Origin of the sequence: Streptomyces sp. NPDC047079 (genome assembly GCF_040643755.1) — a bacterium.
Classification (GTDB): domain Bacteria; phylum Actinomycetota; class Actinomycetes; order Streptomycetales; family Streptomycetaceae; genus Streptomyces.
Map to the genome: position 1 here is coordinate 45848 of NZ_JBEYUZ010000023.1, position 18035 is coordinate 63882.

The 18035-nt window shown below is 72.4% G+C and carries 13 protein-coding genes and 1 pseudogene; 8 read left to right on the plus strand and 6 right to left on the minus strand.

What is annotated here, in order from left to right; translation table 11 throughout:
- Positions 1-41 precede the first annotated feature (41 nt).
- The 6 genes from ABZ823_RS24955 (at position 42) to ABZ823_RS24980 (ending at position 8116) form a co-directional block, all read left to right on the plus strand.
- A complete protein-coding gene (locus tag ABZ823_RS24955; protein ID WP_361664470.1) occupies positions 42-2231 on the plus strand; it encodes a discoidin domain-containing protein in 2190 nt (729 codons plus the stop codon).
- 253 nt (positions 2232-2484) lie between these two features.
- Positions 2485-3042: a hypothetical protein gene (locus ABZ823_RS24960; RefSeq protein WP_361664473.1), complete on the plus strand. Its 558-nt coding sequence runs from the start codon at positions 2485-2487 to the stop codon at positions 3040-3042.
- Between the two features lie 63 nt (positions 3043-3105).
- On the plus strand, positions 3106-3261 hold the full coding sequence (locus ABZ823_RS24965; RefSeq protein ID WP_361664475.1) for a DUF6131 family protein: 156 nt from the start codon (positions 3106-3108) through the stop codon (positions 3259-3261).
- 71 nt (positions 3262-3332) lie between these two features.
- Positions 3333-4865, plus strand: a complete 1533-nt coding sequence (locus ABZ823_RS24970) for a CYTH and CHAD domain-containing protein (RefSeq protein ID WP_361664478.1) — start codon at positions 3333-3335, stop codon at positions 4863-4865.
- A 345-nt stretch (positions 4866-5210) separates the two neighbouring features.
- A complete protein-coding gene (locus tag ABZ823_RS24975; protein ID WP_361664481.1) occupies positions 5211-7262 on the plus strand; it encodes a phosphocholine-specific phospholipase C in 2052 nt (683 codons plus the stop codon).
- Positions 7263-7324: 62 nt separating this feature from the next.
- Positions 7325-8116: a phospholipid scramblase-related protein gene (locus ABZ823_RS24980; protein ID WP_361664484.1), complete on the plus strand. Its 792-nt coding sequence runs from the start codon at positions 7325-7327 to the stop codon at positions 8114-8116.
- A gap of 85 nt (positions 8117-8201) precedes the next feature.
- On the opposite strand, the gene ABZ823_RS24985 is transcribed toward ABZ823_RS24980, so the two are convergent.
- Both ABZ823_RS24985 and ABZ823_RS24990 read right to left on the minus strand, forming a co-directional pair.
- Positions 8202-9194: a hypothetical protein gene (locus ABZ823_RS24985; protein WP_361664487.1), complete on the minus strand. Its 993-nt coding sequence runs from the start codon at positions 9192-9194 to the stop codon at positions 8202-8204.
- The gene (locus tag ABZ823_RS24990) at positions 9191-10108 is read right to left on the minus strand and encodes a phosphatase PAP2 family protein (protein ID WP_361664490.1); all 918 of its coding nucleotides are present in this window, start codon (positions 10106-10108) and stop codon (positions 9191-9193) included. Before ABZ823_RS24990 ends, ABZ823_RS24985 begins: the two co-directional genes overlap by 4 nt.
- Before the next feature lie 205 nt (positions 10109-10313).
- On the opposite strand from ABZ823_RS24990, the gene ABZ823_RS24995 reads away from it, so the two are divergent.
- Positions 10314-10928, plus strand: a complete 615-nt coding sequence (locus ABZ823_RS24995) for a TetR/AcrR family transcriptional regulator (RefSeq protein WP_361664493.1) — start codon at positions 10314-10316, stop codon at positions 10926-10928.
- Between the two features lie 237 nt (positions 10929-11165).
- Here the strand turns inward: ABZ823_RS24995 and ABZ823_RS25000 are convergent, their stop codons facing one another.
- Positions 11166-12206 (minus strand): DUF2510 domain-containing protein, encoded by a 1041-nt coding sequence (locus ABZ823_RS25000; RefSeq protein WP_361664496.1) that lies wholly within the window; start codon positions 12204-12206, stop codon positions 11166-11168.
- Between the two features lie 327 nt (positions 12207-12533).
- On the opposite strand from ABZ823_RS25000, the gene ABZ823_RS25005 reads away from it, so the two are divergent.
- Complete coding sequence (locus ABZ823_RS25005; protein WP_361664499.1) at positions 12534-15221, plus strand: AAA family ATPase; 2688 nt, start codon at positions 12534-12536, stop codon at positions 15219-15221.
- 39 nt (positions 15222-15260) lie between these two features.
- Here ABZ823_RS25005 and pcaD read toward each other — a convergent pair.
- The 3 genes and pseudogenes from pcaD to pcaG all read right to left on the minus strand — a co-directional run.
- Positions 15261-16100, minus strand: a pseudogene (pcaD, locus tag ABZ823_RS25010) (3-oxoadipate enol-lactonase); the annotation flags it as partial.
- On the minus strand, positions 16097-17428 hold the full coding sequence (gene pcaB / locus ABZ823_RS25015; protein WP_361664502.1) for a 3-carboxy-cis,cis-muconate cycloisomerase: 1332 nt from the start codon (positions 17426-17428) through the stop codon (positions 16097-16099). The pseudogene pcaD and the gene pcaB, both read right to left, overlap by 4 nt.
- On the minus strand, positions 17425-18030 hold the full coding sequence (gene pcaG, locus ABZ823_RS25020) for a protocatechuate 3,4-dioxygenase subunit alpha (protein WP_361664504.1): 606 nt from the start codon (positions 18028-18030) through the stop codon (positions 17425-17427). The genes pcaB and pcaG overlap by 4 nt, the downstream gene beginning before the upstream one ends.
- Between the last annotated feature and the right edge of the window lie 5 nt (positions 18031-18035).

Sequence of the window (18035 nt, forward strand, 5' to 3'; positions counted from 1 at the left end):
ACCGCGCTATCCCCGTACCCCCACCACGAAGGGATCAGCACATGCACGGCAACCCCGGCACCAACACGGTCAGATCTGTCAGGCGCATGCCGGCAATCGCGGCGGCCGTCGCCCTCGCCGCCGGCATGCTCGTCACCCTCGGCGCACCCGCCGCCCACGCGGCCGCGGGCGCCACCCTGCCCTTCAGCTCGGTCGAGGCCGAGTCGGCCACCACCACCGGAACGAGGATCGGCCCCGACTACACCCAGGGCACCCTCGCCTCCGAGGCCTCCGGCCGCCAGGCCGTCCGCCTCACGTCCGGGCAGCGCGTCGAGTTCACCGTCCCGCGTGCGGCCAACGCCATGAACGTGGCCTACAGCGTTCCCGACGGGCAGTCCGGCACGCTCAACGTCTACGTCAACGGCACCAGGCTGTCGAAGACCCTCGCGGTGACGTCCAAGTACTCCTACGTCGACACCGGCTGGATCCCGGGTGCGAAGACCCACCACTTCTACGACAACGCCCGGCTGCTGCTCGGGCAGAACGTCCAGGCGGGCGACAAGGTCGCCGTCGAGTCGACGGGAACGCAGGTCACGGTCGACGTCGCCGACTTCGAGCAGGTCCCCGCGGCCGCCACCCAGCCCGCCGGATCGGTCTCCGTGACCTCCAGGGGAGCCGATCCAAGCGGACAGGGGGACTCCACCCAGGCCTTCCGGGACGCCATCGCCGCCGCCCAGGGTGGAGTGGTGTGGATCCCGCCGGGCGACTATCGGCTGACGTCCTCGCTCAGCGGGGTACAGAACGTGACCCTCCAGGGCGCCGGCGGCTGGTACTCCGTGGTGCGCACCTCCCGCTTCATCGACCAGTCCGGCTCGTCGGGCAACGTCCACATCAAGGACTTCGCCGTCATCGGTGAGGTCACCGAGCGGGTGGACTCCAGCCCCGACAACTTCGTGAACGGCTCGCTGGGCCCGAACTCCTCCGTCTCCGGGATGTGGCTCCAGCACCTGAAGGTCGGCCTGTGGCTGACCGGCAACAACGACAACCTGGTCGTGGAGAACAACCGTATCCTCGACACCACCGCGGACGGTCTGAACCTCAACGGCACCGCCAAGGGCGTCCGGGTCCGCAACAACTTCCTGCGCAACCAGGGCGACGACGCGCTCGCCATGTGGTCGCTGTACTCGCCGGACACCAACAGCAGCTTCGAGAACAACACCATCTCGCAGCCGAACCTCGCCAACGGCATCGCGATCTACGGCGGCACGGACCTCGCGGTGAGGAACAACCTGATCTCCGACACCAACGCCCTCGGCAGCGGTATCGCCATCTCCAACCAGAAGTTCCTGGACCCCTTCCATCCGCTGGCCGGCACGATCACGGTCGACGGCAACACGCTGGTCCGCACCGGGGCGATGAACCCGAACTGGAACCACCCCATGAGCGCGTTGCGCGTCGACTCCTATGACAGCGCCATCAACGCCACCGTCAACATCACCAACACGACGATCAACGACAGCCCTTACAGCGCCTTCGAGTTCGTCTCCGGCGGCGGGCACGGCTACCCCGTCAGAAACGTGACGGTGGACGGCGCGACCGTGCGCAACACCGGCACGGTCGTCGTGCAGGCCGAGGCCCAGGGCGCCGCCACCTTCCGCAATGTGACCGCCACCGGAGTGGGCTCGGCGGGCATCTACAACTGCCCCTACCCGGCCAACTCCGGTGCTTTCACGCTGAACGACGGCGGCGGCAACTCCGGCTGGGGCAGCACCTGGTCAGACTGTTCGACCTGGCCGCAGCCGGGCCAGGGCAACCCGCCTCCGGACCCGAACCGCAACCTCGCCAAGGGCCGTCCGGCCACCGCGAGCGGCTTCCAGGACGTCTACACCCCGGGCAAGGCGGTCGACGGGGACGCGAACAGCTACTGGGAGTCGACGAACAACGCCTTCCCGCAGTCCCTCACCGTCGACCTGGGGTCGTCGCAGGCGGCGCGCCGACTGGTGCTGAAACTGCCGCCGCTCGCGGCCTGGCAGGCACGCACCCAGACCCTGTCCGTGCTGGGCAGCACGGACGGATCCGCGTACACGACCGTGGTCGGCTCGAAGGACTACCGCTTCGACCCGGCGACCGGCAACACGGTGACCGTCACCCTCCCGAACGGCACGAACCTGCGCTACCTGAGGCTGAACGTGACCGCCAACACCGGCTGGCCGGCCGCCCAGTTCAGCGAGGTGGAGGCGTACCTCTCGTGACGCCCTGAGGGGCCCCGCGCCTCGCCGCCCGGATCCTCCCGTATCCGAGGGGTCCGGAGCCCGGCGAAGCGCGGGGCCATCCGCCCGGGGGTCACTCGGGGTGACCGTCCAGGTCGCCTCGGTGAAGAGTGCGACGCTTCCCGTCGCGGGCCTCCACGCGCCGACGGGTCCCTGGTTTCGGGCACTGGCGCGGGGGGATACCGGAAATAGAACTTATCTAACTTATCGGGCATGTCTTAAGGGGTGTGGCCCGATGACAACCGGGACACTTCTGGCGATCATCATCCCCGTCGTGGTGGTGCTTGCCTTGATCGCACTGGGGTCTTCTCTCCTCATGCGCCGTCGGCGACTGCGCAGACGCTTCGGCCCCGAATACGACAGGACGGTGGAGGAGACCGGCGGTCGGCGAGCGGCCGAACGGGAGCTCACAGCCCGCGAGAAACGGCATGAGACGCTCGACATCACGCCTCTGCCCAGCGGTGTCCGCGACCGGTACGCCCGGGAGTGGGCCACCGTGCAGGAGGAGTTCGTGGACCGGCCCGAGGACGCCGTGCACGACGCCGACCGCCTGGTGACCTCCTTGATGCGGGACCGCGGCTATCCGACGGAGGGCTTCGAGGAGCAGGTGAGGGATCTGTCGGTCGAGCACGGCCGGACGCTGGAGCACTATCGGGCGGCCCATGAGGTCGACCGGCTCGGCACCCAGCGGAAGGCCACCACGGAGCAGCTACGCAATGCCATGGTCCACTACCGTGCGCTGTTCGAGGAGCTGCTCTCGGACGGCGGGCGGCCGCGTGCCGCGGGAACGTGACGGACAACCGGCACACCTCGCCGCCCGGCCATCAGTGACAACACCCCTCGCAGGGAGGACGTCATGGTCATCCTGGGGATCATTCTGCTCATCATCGGCTTCGTGACGAACATCTCCGTCCTCTGGACGATCGGCATCATCCTGGTCGTCGTCGGAGCCGTCCTGTTCCTCCTCGGTTCCCTCGGGCACGCCGTCTTCGGACGACGCCACTATTGGTAGACGACGCCACTACCGGCAAGCGCGGGGGCGCCTAGGTGTTTGACCCGCCCGATTCAGTCAACCGGCACTGTATGGCCCAGTCGAAACGAGAGACAGAACGCAAGTACGCGGCGCCTGCGGCCGACGACATCGCCTGGCTGCCCGACCTGACCGGCGTGGACCCGGTCGCGTCGCTGGTCGACCGGGGGATCGAGGACCTGGACGCCGTCTATTTCGACACCGCCGACCTGCGGCTGGCCCGCAGCTCGGCGACCCTGCGACGCAGGACGGGCGGCACGGACGCCGGCTGGCACCTCAAGCTGCCCCTGGAGGGCGACAGTCGCGAGGAGATCCGGGTGCCGTTGTCCGAGGAGGTCCCGGACTCGCTCCGTGACCTGGTCGCTTCCCGCACCCGCGGCGCACCACTGCGGCCGGTGGTGCGCCTGCGGACGACCCGTTCCGTGCGCGACCTCGTCGACACCGAGGGCGGCACCCTCGCCGAGCTGAGCCTGGACACCGTGCGTGCCGACTCGCTGCTCGGCGAGGACCATCACGCCGTGTGGACCGAGATGGAGGTCGAGCTCGGCGAGGAGGGTGACCCCGCACTGCTCGACGGTATCGAGAAGGTACTGGCCAAGAAGGGCATCGACCGCGCGAAGAGCCCGTCCAAGCTGGCCCGCGCCCTGGCGGAGACGGCACCGGATCAGTACGGCGCCCCGGAGGCGCCCCCTCGGGTGGCCCCGGGCTCCGCCGGCGAGCACGTGTGCGCCTACCTCCGCGAACAGGCGCGCGCACTCGTGGAGCTGGACCCGGCGGTGCGCCGCGGCACACCCGACGCGGTGCACCGGATGCGCGTCACCTGCCGTCGCCTGCGCAGTGCCCTGCGGTCCTACCGCTTGGTCCTGGACCGCGAGGCCACCGAGCCCATCCGCACCGAACTGAAGTGGCTGGCCGGGGAGCTGGGAGCGGAACGCGACCACGAAGTGCTGGGTGACCGACTGCGCACGGGGCTGCGGGAGCTGCCCGGCGAACTGGTCCTCGGTCCCGTCACCGCACGTCTGACGGCCTGGGATGCGGCGCAGCGGGCCGAGGCCCGCCGGCGCACCCTCGACGCCCTGGCCTCGCCCCGCTACAGGGAGCTTCTGGAGCGGCTGCACGAGCTGACCACCCGTCCGCCACTGCGCGCCAAGGCCGCCCGGCCGCCCGAGAAGGTGATGGTCAAGGCGCTGACGAAGGAGTACGACCGACTCCGGCGGCGTATGGTCCCGGCCCTGGAGCTGCCGCCGGGCTCGGAGCGCGACACGGCGATCCATCAGGCCCGCAAGGCCGCCAAGCGGCTGAGGTACGCCGCTCAGGCGGCCCGTCCGGCCCTCGGCAAGCCCGCCCGCCGTCTCGGCAAGCGGGTCAAGGCGGTACAGAAGGTCAGCGGTGATCACCACGACGGCGTTGTGGCCCGTGACACGCTTCGCCGTCTGGCCGTGGCGGCGCACACGGCCGGCGAGTCCGCCTTCACCTGGGGCCTGCTGCACGGCCAGGAGAGGGCCTCGGCGAGCGCGCGGGAGGAACAGCTGCCGGTGGCCTGGCGGCGGGCGTCGCGAGCCCGGCCGGACAGGACGTATCGGTGACCGTGGCACCGGGCGCCGAGCGCCGAGCGCCCGAGGTGAGCGCGTCCGAGACCCGGCGCGGGTGAGGACCCGGCACGGCGGAGGCGGGCGAAGCGGTGGCCGGTGCCGTCGGGTCCGGGCAGGGCCGCCTCCGTCGCACGACCGGCTCACGACACCCCTCCCGCGCCGGCCGTCACAGGACTTCGGGAGGCATCGGGCCGGGCGGCATCACTCGTACCGGCGACTTTCACATGGGCGCCATCCGACCCTTTCCTGACGTTTGGTGTTGCTGGAACACTCGCTTCGCGCAGGTTCTCTCACCATTGGGCGTCTCACGCCCCGCTCAGGACAAGAGGTCACTCCGTCATGCCTCAAGTGAATCGGCGCCGCTTCCTCCAGCTCGCGGGCGGCACCGCCGCGTTCACCGCGCTCTCCAGCAGCATCGAGCGTGCCGCGGCCCTTCCCGCGCACCACCGCTCCGGCACGATCGAGGACGTCGAGCACATCGTCGTCCTGATGCAGGAGAACCGTTCCTTCGACCACTACTTCGGAACGCTCAGAGGCGTCCGCGGCTTCGGCGACCCGCGCCCGGTCACCCTCCGGAACGGCAAGTCGGTCTGGCACCAGTCGGACGGCACCAAGGACATCCTGCCGTTCCACCCCGACGCCGACGACCTGGGCATGGCGTTCATCCAGGACCTTCCCCACGGCTGGAACGACGGGCACCTCGCCTTCAACGGCGGAAAGTACGACAAGTGGGTACCCGCCAAGTCCTCCACCACGATGGCGTACCTGACCCGCGAGGACATCCCCTTCCACTACGCGCTCGCCGACACCTTCACCATCTGCGACGCGTACCACTGCTCGTTCATCGGCTCCACCGACCCGAACCGCTACTACATGTGGACGGGCTACACCGGCAACGACGGCAAGGGCGGCGGCCCGGTCCTCGGCAACGACGAGGCCGGCTACAGCTGGACGACCTATCCCGAGCGCCTGGAGTCCGCCGGGGTCTCCTGGAAGATCTACCAGGACGTCGGCGACGGCCTCGACGCGGGCGGCTCCTGGGGCTGGATCCAGGACGCCTACCGCGGCAACTACGGCGACAACTCGCTGCTCTACTTCATGCAGTACCAGAACGCCAAGCCCGGCGACCCCCTCTACGACAAGGCCCGCACCGGCACCGACGCCCGCAAGGGCGAGGGTTTCTTCGACCGGCTCAAGGCCGATGTGAGGTCCGGCAAGCTGCCGCAGGTCTCCTGGATCGTCGCCCCCGAGGCGTTCACCGAGCACCCCAACTGGCCCGCCAACTACGGCGCCTGGTACGTCTCCCAGGTCCTCGACGCGCTCACCTCCGACCCGCAGGTGTGGGCGAAGACCGCCGTGTTCATCACGTACGACGAGAACGACGGCTTCTTCGACCATCTGATCCCGCCGTTCCCGCCGGCCTCCGCCGCGCAGGGCAAGTCCACGGTCGACGCCGGCCCCGACCTCTTCAAGGGCGACGGCAGCCACCCGGCCGGCCCCTACGGTCTCGGGCAGCGCGTGCCGATGCTGGTCGTCTCCCCTTGGAGCAAGGGCGGGTACGTCTGCTCCGAGACCCTCGACCACACCTCGATCATCCGGTTCATCGAGCGCCGCTTCGGCGTCCAGGAGCCGAACATCTCCCCCTGGCGGCGCGCGATCTGCGGCGACCTGACCGCCGCGTTCGACTTCTCCCGCAAGGACACCGAGCCGGTGCACCTGCCGGCCACGGACGGCTACCAGCCGCCGGACCGCAACCGGCACCCCGACTACGTGCCGGCGCCGCCCGCGAGCCCCGTCCTGCCGAAGCAGGAGCCCGGTCTGCGGCCCACCCGCCCGCTCAAGTACGCGCCCTCCGTGGACGGTTCCGCGGACACCGCGGCCGGGAAGTTCACGCTGGCCTTCACCTCAGGCCCGCACGCCGGCGCCGCCTTCCTCGTCACCTCCGGCAATCGCACCGACGGGCCGTGGACGTACACCACCGAGGCCGGCAGGACCGTGGCGGACACGTGGAACTCGGCCTACTGGGGCGGCTCCTACGACCTGAGCGTGCACGGCCCGAACGGCTTCCTGCGCGTATTCAAGGGCCCGAACAGGACGGCGGGCCCCGAGGTCTCCGCACGGCACACCGGCGACGACGTCGAGCTGACCTTCACCAACAAGGGCTCCGGCACGGTGCGGCTCAAGGTCGTCTGCGCGTACGGCGGTGACGCGTGGGCGGTCACGGTCCGCGCCGGTGCCACCGTGCGGCGCACCTTCGAACTCGGGGCGAGCAGGCGGTGGTACGACCTCACCGTGACGTCCGAGGCCGACCGCACCTTCCTGCGCCGTTTCGCCGGACACGTCGAGAACGGGCAGCCGGGCGTGAGCGACCCGGCGATCGTCACCGGCTGACCCGAAGATCCGGGACCGCCGCCGCGCGACCGGCGGCGGCGGTCGCGGGGTAGTGTGCCCCGGTGACCACGCAATCGAACACACCTGCAGGCTGGTACCCGGATCCGCCAGGGGGCCCAGCAACCCTGCGGTACTGGGACGGCGCCCAGTGGACCCAGCACACCCATGCGGACCAGCAGGCCGCGCCCCCAGACCCCCGCGTCCTGCGTCAGGTGCAGCAGCAGGCCGGGGTCGCCCCGAGTGGAGCCGGCGGCGGCACCCTGTTCAGCGAACCGGTCCTGGTCGTGAACCAGAAGGCCAAGCTGATCGAGCTGACGAACGAGTACAGCGTCTTCGACCAGCACGGCAGCAGGCTCGGATCGGTCACCGAGGTCGGACAGAACGCCCTGAAGAAGATCCTGCGCTTCGTCTCCAGCCTCGACCAGTTCATGACGCACAAGCTGGAGATCCGCGACGCCCACGGACGGCCCCAGCTCGTACTGGTCCGGCCCGCGAAGATCTTCAAGTCCCGCGTGGTGGTCGAGCGTCCGGACGGGCAGCGCGTGGGCGAGATCATCCAGCAGAACATGTTCGGAAAGATCAACTTCGCGATGAACGTGGACGGCCGGCAGGTCGGCGCGATCAAGGCGGAGAACTGGCGCGCCTGGAACTTCGCGATCGTCGACCACGCCGGGAACGAGGTCGCACGGATCACCAAGACCTGGGAAGGCCTGGCGAAGACGATGTTCACCACGGCCGACAACTATGTCCTCCAGATCCACTACCAGTTGCCCGAGCCGCTGCTGAGCCTGGTCGTCGCGACGGCGCTGACCGTGGACACCGCGCTCAAGCAGGACTCCCGGGGATGGGGCTGAGCCCGGGGAAGCCGCCCGGAGACGGCTAGGGGGCTTCGTCTGGATCAGCGGATCCGAATCCGAACGAAAATCCCCTGGGGCAGCCCTAGGGTGCCGAGCCCAGGGACGGCTCGAGCGGGATCGGTTCGGGCTCCAGCGCGAGCAGCGCGGCGACGGGGTGGTCGGCCGCGTCCTCGGACACCGGCTGGTCGGCGTTCCCGCCGGGCTTCGGCAAGTCCGCATCCCCTGCCGCCGGGACGGGCGCCGACCTCGAAAGCGTCACCACGCCCCAGGACGCCAGAGCCGCGCCCGCCACCGTCAGCAGCAGGCCCGCCGCGCCGCCCTGCAGGTGTTCGCCCAGCAGGGAGAGTCCGATCACCGCGGCGGCGACCGGATTGGCGAGGGTCACCACCGCGAGCGGCGCGCCGAGGCCGTCCCGGTAGGCCCTCTGCGACAGCAGCAGACCGCCCGTCGCGAACGCCGCCACCAGCAGCGCCACCACGACGACCTGCGCACCTGGCACCGGCTCCGACCGGTCCGTCGCCGCCACCGTCACGGTCTGGGTCAGCGCCGAGGCGACGCCCGACGCGACGCCGGAGGCGGTCGCGTACCGCAGCCCGGGGCGGGCTGCCCCCGCCGAGTGCGGCCGAGAGTGGGGGAGGGCCAACATACCGATGAGGGCGGCGGTCGCGCCCGCCACGGCCAGTGCCTCCGGAAGGCTCAGTACGTCGTCGGGCTCGGGCCCGGACGCGGTCACGAGCAGCGCGGCCAGACCGATCAGGGTGAAGGCCGTGCCCCGCCACTCCCGCGCGCCGACCCGGCGTCCCGCCGCCCGTGCCCCGAGCGGCACGGCGGCCACCAGGGTGAGCGCGCCGAGCGGCTGGATCAGCGTCAGCGGGCCGAACTTGAGGGCCGCGACATGCAGCAGCGCGGCGGAGGCATTGAGGAGAACCGACCACCACCAGGCGCCCTGCGCGAAGAGCCGCAGCGCGCCGGCGCCCGAGGTCCGGGCGGCGAGCCGCTCCTGGGCCACGGCGGCGGCCGCGTAGGCGACCGCGGAGAACAGGGACAGGACGACGGCGAGGAGCGCGGCGCTCATCGGCCCGCCCCCACCAGTCCGGGGCCCTCGGCCGTCGAGGGTCCGACGGCGGGCGTGCCGTTCACGGGTGCCGAGCGCCGGGTGGCCCGCACGTCCGGCGAGGACGTCGATCGCCGGGCGGCCGTCGCGGGTTCCGCGGGCCTCGGCGCGGGCACGGTGCGCGGGGCCGCCGTCGGCGCCCCCTCCGACGCCGGCGCCGGGGCGCGGACCACCGTGAGCGCGAGTCCGAGCAGCGCGCTCGCCACGATCGCGTCGAGCCAGTAGTGGTTCGCCGTGCCGACGATCACGACGAGGGTCAGCAGCGGATGCAGCAGCCACAGCCACCGCAGGCGCGACCGGGTGGCCGCGATCAGGCCGATCGCGACCATCAGGGCCCAGCCGAAGTGGAGCGACGGCATGGCGGCGAACTGGTTCGCCATCGAGTCGCTCTCCGGCTCGGCCCCGTACACCGTGGGGCCGAAGACCTGTCCGGTGTCCATCAGGTGAGCCACGCCCAGCATCCGCGGCGGGGCCAGCGGAAACGTCAGATGCAGCGCCAGCGCGGCGCCGGTGACCAGGGCGAGGACCCGCCGGGCCCAGAGGTAGTGGGCGGGGCGCCGTACGTACAGCCAGACCAGGAAGGCGGTGGTGGCCGTGAAGTGGACGGCCACGTAGTAGAGGTTCGCGGCGTGGACGAGGGTGTCGCCGTGCAGCAGCGCGTCCTGCACGGCCCCCTCGCCCGGCAGATGGAGGGAGCGCTCCCAGTGCCACACGCGCTGCGCGTTGCCGTAGGCCTCGGCGGTGTGGCCGTTCGCCAGCTGCCGGCCGAACTTGTAGACGAGGAAGAGCCCGGCTACCAGGAGGAGCTCCCGGACGAGGGGCGGCCGGCGTATCGCGGCTGCCCCTTCCGTTTCAGGCTCGGTTCGGGAATCCATCCCCCGGCCCCTTTGCTGACGGTCTTGCGTGCGGTGGTGCGTGGTGAGCCCAGGACAGGACCCACTCGACATCGAGTGGGTCCTGTCCAAGGCTCATCGATACGTCAGTGTACCGATACGCTTCCGTACCGGTACACTCGCGTATCGATACACTGGTGTGAAGCGGCCCACCGGGCCGGGACCACGACGGAGGAGGTGCCACGCCATGACGTCGCAGGCAGCGGACGCACCGGAGACGGTTGCCGCCTCGCGCCGCTCCAAGCTCACACCCGAGCGTGAGAAGGAGTTCTTCGACGCCGTGCTCGAGCAGATCCGTGAATGCGGCTACGACTCGGTCACGATGGAGGGCATCGCCGCCAGCACACGGTGCAGCAAGTCGACGCTGTACCGGCAGTGGAAGACCAAGCCCCAGTTCGTGGCGGCCGCCCTCCGGTCAAACCGCTGTGTGCGGATCGCGGGCGTCGACACCGGTTCCCTCGCCGGTGACCTGCGCGCCGCCGCACGGGCCGCGGGGGCGTGGTCCCGCCGCGACACCAAGCTGGTCCAGGCCCTCGGCCCCGCCGTCATGCAGGACCAGGAACTCGCCCAGGCGCTGCGCGAAGCGCTGGTCGAGCCCGAGATCAAGGCGCTGCAGGAGATCCTGCGGCGCGGGGTCGAGCGCGGCGAGGTGCGCGCCGACCACCCGGCCCTCGAGTACATCCCCGCCCAGCTGCTGGGCGTGCTCCGCGCCCGCCCGCTGCTGGACGGGCAGTACGCGGACGAGGAGTACCTCGTGCGTTTCGTCGAGGCGGCGGTGCTCCCGTCGCTCGGACTGACCTAGTGCCCCGGCAGGCAACGTTTGCCCGTCAAGGAGTGCCGGGCGTCGTGACGGGGCGAACGTTGCCTGTTGGGGCATCAGAGACCGGGCCGCCGTCCGTGGGATGACCGGACGGGGCCTGATCGCGCCGCACCGTGGGGACGGGGGCGGCGCGCACCCCGGCCGGGCGAGGTTCCTCTTGAGCGGAGGGGAGCCCCGCCCGGCCCCGTTGCGTCCGGCCGGGGCCGCGGCGCTGCCGGTTCAGACATGCTGTCCGTCGCCGCTCGCGGACGCCGCCTCGATGCCCTCGGCGACCTGGTCGAGGACGGAGGGCTTCGGCGCGTTAGAGCCGACGTCGATACCGAAGCGGACGACGAGCAATTCCCCCGATCCGGCGGGCGAGGGGAACACGAGCGACTCGACATAGCCGTCCGCGCCCTTGGCGGTGACCGCCTTCCAGCGGACCATGTAGCCCTTCCGCCCGGCCACCGTCACCGCCTTCGAGGCGAGCACCCGGTGCGAGGTGATACCGGCGTAGGACGTGCCGCCGTAGGACTCCTCGGCGTTCTTGACGATGTCCTGCTTGGCCGCGGCCTCCGCCGTGGTGGCCGTCAGCCCCTTCGCCTTCGCGGACGCCGAGTACGCCCCGCCGGTGTTGCAGGTCTTCGACGTGTCACCGGGGCACTTGTACTGGCCGCTCGCCTGGATCGCCGCGCCTCCCTGGATGATTCCGCCGCTCCAGCCGTCCGGCACGGGGATGCTGATGCCGTTGAACGGGTCGGTGGCGTACCCGTCCCTGGTCCCCGGCTGCCCGGAGGGGCCGGGCGCGGGTGTCAGGCCGTCCGAGCCTCCGGAGCCGTCCGACCCGCCCGGGTTGCCGGGGCCGCCCCGGTCGCCGAAGGGACCCCCCTGGCCCCCCTGGCCCTCCTGACCGCCGAAACCGCCGTCGCGTCCGGGGCCTTGGGCACGCGCCGAGTTCCCGCCGCCGTCGTTCGCGGTGAGGGCGTAGACACCGCCGCCTATCCCCGCGAGGACCGCGACCGCCGCCGCGACGGCTATCCCGGTCCGCAGCCTCCGCCGGGCCGGGGCGGGCGCAACCGCCGGATACGGCACGGCCCCGAACGGCTCGCCCGGAGGCGCGCCGACGCCCGGCGGCTGCGCCGGCGGACCCCATGCGGCGGCCTGCTCCGCAGGGCGGGTCCGGTCCGTCCACGCCCTGCCGTCCCACCAGCGCTCGGAGGCGGGCCCGTCACTTGTCTGTCCCGGGTCGGGATACCACCCGGGAGGAGTCACCTGCGTCATGGAACCACCCTAGGAGGCGTGCGTGAAAGGGGGATGAGAGCCGGGGCGGGCCCGCCCCCCGGCCGGATCCCGGCCGGGAGGTCATGGGCCCGCCCCCCGGCCCGTCCTCGCTCTCCGGCGGACCGTCAGGCTCCGCACTGGGGCGGGCTTTGCGATAAATTGACCGACGGCAGCGCTCCCCGGCTGGTCGGCGGCCCCTCGCGTCGTCCCGGGACCCCGCGCATCACCCATCACGGCAACAGGTGCCCCGACCCACCTCCGCCGAACGCCAGGGAGGGCTAGGCTCGATACCTGTACGTCGTTTGGGCGACCTGGGGAGGTACCGGGATGACGGAGGCACGGCCCGGCGCGGCCGCCTCGGCTTCCCTGTGGGAACGCGACGCGGAACTTGCCGTCGTCAGCGAGGCCGTGGACGCCTTGCGCGACGACACCTCGCCCTCCGCGTCGGGGAGCCTGCTGATGTTCGACGGGGAGGCCGGCATCGGCAAGACCGCGCTCCTCACCGAGACACGCCGCATCGCGGAGCGGCGCGGCTGCACGGTGTGGTCGGCGCGCGGCGGGGAGACCGTCACGTCCGTCCCCTTCAATGTCGTACGGCAACTGCTCCAGCCCGCGCTTCTCTCCCTGATGCCGGAGGAGGCGCGGGAGTACCTGGGCGACTGGTACGACGTCGCGGGCCCCGCCCTCGGGATAGCCGAACCGGGCGACCGGCAGGCCGACCCCACCGGCGTGTGCGACGGCCTGGTCGTCGCCGTCTCCCGGCTCGCCAAACGGGAGTGGCCCCTGGTCCTGCTCATCGACGACGCGCACTGGGCCGACCAGGAGACCCTCCACTGGCTCGCCGCCTTCTGCGAGCGCCTCGACGACCTGCGTGTGCTGGTCGTGGTCGCCCTCCGCCCCGGCGAGGCCACCGGAGAGAGCGCCCGCCGCCTCGACACGATCGCCGCGGCCGCCCGCCACCCGGTCAGCACCCTGAGCGAGCTCACGCCCGAAGCGACCGCCGGACTCACCCGCGCCACCCTCGGCGCACACGCCGACGCCCCGTTCTGCCGCGAGGTCTGGGCCGTGACCGGCGGCAATCCCTACGAGACCGTCGAACTCCTCGCCAAGGTGCAGGACAGCCAGCTCGAACCGGTCGAGGCATCGGCCGCGGAACTGCGTGCCCTGAACCGTTCGGCCCGCGGCAACGGTCTCGTCGCCCGCCTGGAGAGCCTCGGCATCGAAGCCACCCGATTCGCCTGGGCCGCGGCCATCCTCGGCACCGGCATCACCGTCGACCTGGTCGCACGGCTCGCCACCATGCGCCGCGAGGAGGCGGTGCGCTGCGCCGAACTCCTCGGCGCCGCCCGCATCCTGGCCGCGCCCGATCCGGCGAGCCGTCAGGCGGCCGACGGCGAGCTGGTGTTCGTGCATCCGCTGATCGCCAGCGCCGTCTACCGCTCCATCCCCGACGGGTTGCGCACCGCGATGCACGGCATCGCCGCACAGGTCGTCACCGACTCGGGACTCGGCGCCGCGGCCGCCTCCCGCCACCTCCTCGAGGTCCACCCGGACGACGACGAGGAACTGGTCGAGCAGATGCGCGAGGCAGCACGTGAACACCTCGCCGTCGGCGCCCCCGAGGCGGCACGCCGCTGTCTGGAACGGGCCCTGCTGGAGCCGCCGCTGCCCGACGTCCACCCGCACGTGCTCTTCGAGCTGGGCTGCGCCACCCTGCTGACCTCGCCCGCCACCACCATCGACTACCTCCAGACGGCCCTCGCCATGCCCGGGCTGGAGGGCGACGCGCGCGTCGACGCCGTCTACCGCCTCTCCCAGGCCCTGTTGCACAACGGCCAGCTGGACGAGGCGGTCCGCACCGTCGACGCGGAGGCCGCCCGCCTGGAACCCGGGCCCTCCCGGATGCGTCTCCAGGCCGTGCACTACATGTGGGAGGGCATCCACGCGGCCGAGGAGGGCTCCCCGGCCCGCTCGCGGGAGCTGGCCGAACTCGCCCGGATGTGCACCGGGAAGGACAACTCCGAGCGGGCCCTGCTCATCCTGCGCGGCTTCGACGCGATGACCCACGGCGAGAACGCCGAGGAGGCCGTCGAACTGTGCGACCGCGCTCTCGTCAACGGCCGCCTCGCCCCCGGACTCGGCTGGACCGACACCGAGTGGGGCATCGAACTGCTGTTGATGCTGGGCAGCGCCTACGCCTACACCGACCGCCTCGACCGGGCCGAGAGCCTGTTCACCGAGGCCCTGCGAGCCTACGAGTCCGCCGGGTGGAGCGGCGGCCACCTCGCCCTGGCCCACGCCTACGTCGGACTGGCCCACCGCAGACGGGGCCGCCTCAGGGAGGCGGAGGCCTCACTGCGCGAATCCCTGCGCCTCGCCGAACGAGTCGGCCGGGGACTGCCCATGTACTGGTCCGCGACCTGCGGACTCGTCGACACCCTGCTCGCCCGCGGGCAGGTGGAGGAGGCCTGGGCGATCGCCGAGCGGTACGGGTTCGCGCCTCCGTACCCCTCCACCATCGTGCTGCCCGACACCCGCTGCGTCCGCGGCCGGCTGCTGCTCGCCACCGGCCGCACCGAGGAGGGCGTGGGCGAGCTGGAGGCCGCCGAGAAGGCGGCCGCCGGGCGCGGTCACAACACCGTGCTGGCTCCCTGGGCCGGTGACCTCGCCCGCGCGCTGGCCGTCGACGATCCACGCCGTGCCGCCGAACTCGCCGTGACGGCCCGCCGGCAGGCCGAGCGGTTGGGCACCGACACGGCGATCGGTGAGGCCCTGCGGGTGGCCGCGGCCCTGGAGACGGGGCAGCGCGCCACCGCGCTGTACGCCCGGGCGGTGACCTATCTGGAGGCGTCACCCTGCGCCTACGAGCACGCGGCGGCGCGCGTCGAGTACGGCATCGCCACACGGTCGGTGCCCGAGCTGAAGAGGGGGCTGACGCTGGCCCGTTCATGCGGGGCGGACGGGCTGGCGGCCCTGGCGGAGACGGCCCTGGAGGGCGACCGGGGGCTTGTGTGACCTGCTCGTCCCGCGTGAGGGTTGTGCGCCGCGAGGGCTGTCGTGGTACCCGTGAGCGACCAGCGCCGTCAGCGAGACCAGGCTGCCGCTCGCGGCGGGACGGCGTCGGACGACCCGCCACGAAGCTCACGAGAAGTGCGACCGCAGCGCCGTCAGGACGGCCTCCGGGCACTGCGCGGGCGCCAGATGGGAGGCGCCGGGGATCTCCACCAGGGCCGAGCCGGGCACCGCGTCCGCGATCTCCCGCAGGTGCGCCGGCGGCGTCGCCGGGTCCTCACGGCCCGCGACCAGCAGCGTCGGTACGGCGATCGACGTCAGCCGGTCGCGGAGGTCGAACGCGGCGAGGGCGTCGCAACAGGCGGCGTACGCGGCCGGATCCGCCTCCCGGTGGTCCTGGACGAGCCGCGGCACGGTGAACCCGGCCGTGAACCAGCGGTCCCCGGCGGTCGCCGCGACCGGCACCAGGCCTTCCCGGCGCACCAGCGCGGCCCGTTCCTCCCACGGCCGGGAGCCGTTGAAGTGCGCGGACGAGCAGACGACGGCCAACGACGAGACCCGCTCGGGGTGGTGCACCGCGAGATGCAGCCCCACCGCGCCGCCGAGCGAGACCCCGGCGTACGCGAACCGGTCGACGCCCAGCGAGTCCGCGAGCGCCAGCACCAGGCGGGCCAGGTCGGCGACCGTCGCGCCCGCTCCGATGAGGTCCGGCGCCGAACCGCCGTGTCCGGGGAGGTCCCAGCGGACCACCCGGTGGGTGACGGACAGCTCGGGCGCGACCTTGTCCCACAGGGCGAGGGAGGTGCCCAGCGACGGCCCGAGCAGCAGCGGGGGAGCGGTGGCCGGGCCCTCGGCGCGGTGGTACGGCACCTTGTCGGTCATGAGCGCTCCAGGGCACGGTCGGTGAGGGTCCCGGCGAAGCCGGTGTAGCGGGCCGGGTCGGTCAGCCCCTCGAGGTCGACGTCCTTCGACGCGGGCTGCTCCCCGAGGATCTCGGCGAGAGAACGGCCTTCGACGGGGGCACGCCGGGCGGCACCGGTGAGCAGTGCCTCGGCGCGGGCGCGGCCGAGCACGGGCGCCAGTTCGGCCACCAGCCGCTCGGAGACGATCAATCCACCGGTGACAGCGAGGTGTTCGCGCATGGCGTCCGCGTTCACCCGCAGCCCCTGGGCCAGTTCGGCGGCGTCGCGCGCGGCGCCGCCGACCAGCCGCAACAGGTCGCGCAGGGGTTCCCACTCCGCGTGCCAGGCCCCGGCGGGCCGCTCGTCCTCGGCGGCGGACGACCCGTACAACGTGGCCGCGAGGTGCGGCGCCCGCCGCGCGCCCGCCGCGATCAGCGTCGCCCGGACCGGATTCGCCTTGTGCGGCATCGCGGACGAGCCGCCGCCCGCACCCTCGGCGACCTCGGCGATCTCGGTGCGCGCCAGGAGCAGGACGTCCGCGGCGATCTTGCCGAGGGCTCCCGCGGTGAAGGCCAGGCAGCCCGCCAGGTCGGCGATCGGGGTGCGCAGGGTGTGCCAGGGCAACTGCGGTGCGGCGAGCCCCAGTTCCCGGGCGTACGCGCTCACGAGGGTCCCCGGGTCCCGAGCGCCGTACGCGGCGAACGCGGCGAGTGTGCCCGCCGCGCCGCCGAGTTGGACGGGCAGCGCGTCCCGCACCGCCCGCACGCGGTCCCGGGCGTCCAGCACCAGCGACCGCCAGCCCGCCGCCTTCAGACCGAAGGTCGTCGGCACCGCGTGCTGGGTGAGCGTGCGCCCGGCCATGACCGTGTCCCGGTGGCGCGCGGCGAGCCGGGCCACCGCCCGCTGTGTGCGCTCCAGGTCGGCCAGCAGCAGGTCCAGCGTGCGTGCGGCGACCAGCATCGACGCGGTGTCCAGGATGTCCTGGCTGGTCGCGCCCCGGTGCACATATGGTCCGTACGCGTCGCCGACCGCCCGCGTCAGGTCCGCGACGAGCGGGATCACGGGGTTGCCGCCGGCGCGGGCTCGTACGGCGATGTCACCGGGGTCGAAGGTCCCTGACGCGGCTGCCGAGGTCACCGCTGTCGCCGCCTCCTGGGGAGCCAGGCCGAGCGAGGACTGGGCCCGGGTCAGCGCGGCCTCCGCGTCCAGCAGCGCCCGCAGATACGCGGTGTCGCTCGTCGCGGACGCGGTCGGCGAGGCGGCCCAGCCGGGAGCGAGCAGGCCGGCGTCGTAGGCGCCCGATGTCACTGGAACTCCAGGAAGACCGTCTCGCCCTCGCCCTGAAGACGGATGTCGAAACGGTACGTGCCAGGGCCCTCGGCCACGGCGACCAGCGTGGCTCGGCGCGCCCTCTCCAGTCCGGAGAGCAGCGGGTCCGCGGCGAGCGCCGCCTCGTCACCCGGCAGGTGGATCCGGGTGAACAGGTGCGTGAGCAGGCCCCGGGCGAACACGCAGACGCTGATGTACGGGGCGCTGCGGCCGCGCGCTCCGGGCCGCAGCGTCCGGGCGTACCAGTGGCCGTTCGCGTCCGTCTGGACGCGACCCCAGCCGGTGAACTCCACTCCGTTGCGGCCGAGATGGCCGCCGGTCGCCGGATCGCGCCGGATCGAGCCGTCGGTGGTGGGCAGGGTGCCGTCCGGGCCGGGCCCCCACAGCTCCAGGAGCGCGTCCGGCAGTGGTGCGCCCTCGCCGTCGTACACATAGCCCCGGAGGGTGATCGTGTCGGGGTGGCCGAGCGGCGCGATGTCCCCGCCTCCAGGGAACGGCAGCGCATACCCGTAGAAGGGGCCCACCGTGTGCGACGGGGTGGGCGGCGCGCTCTCCGGCCTGCTTGTGTCGACCTTCGTCATGGCGG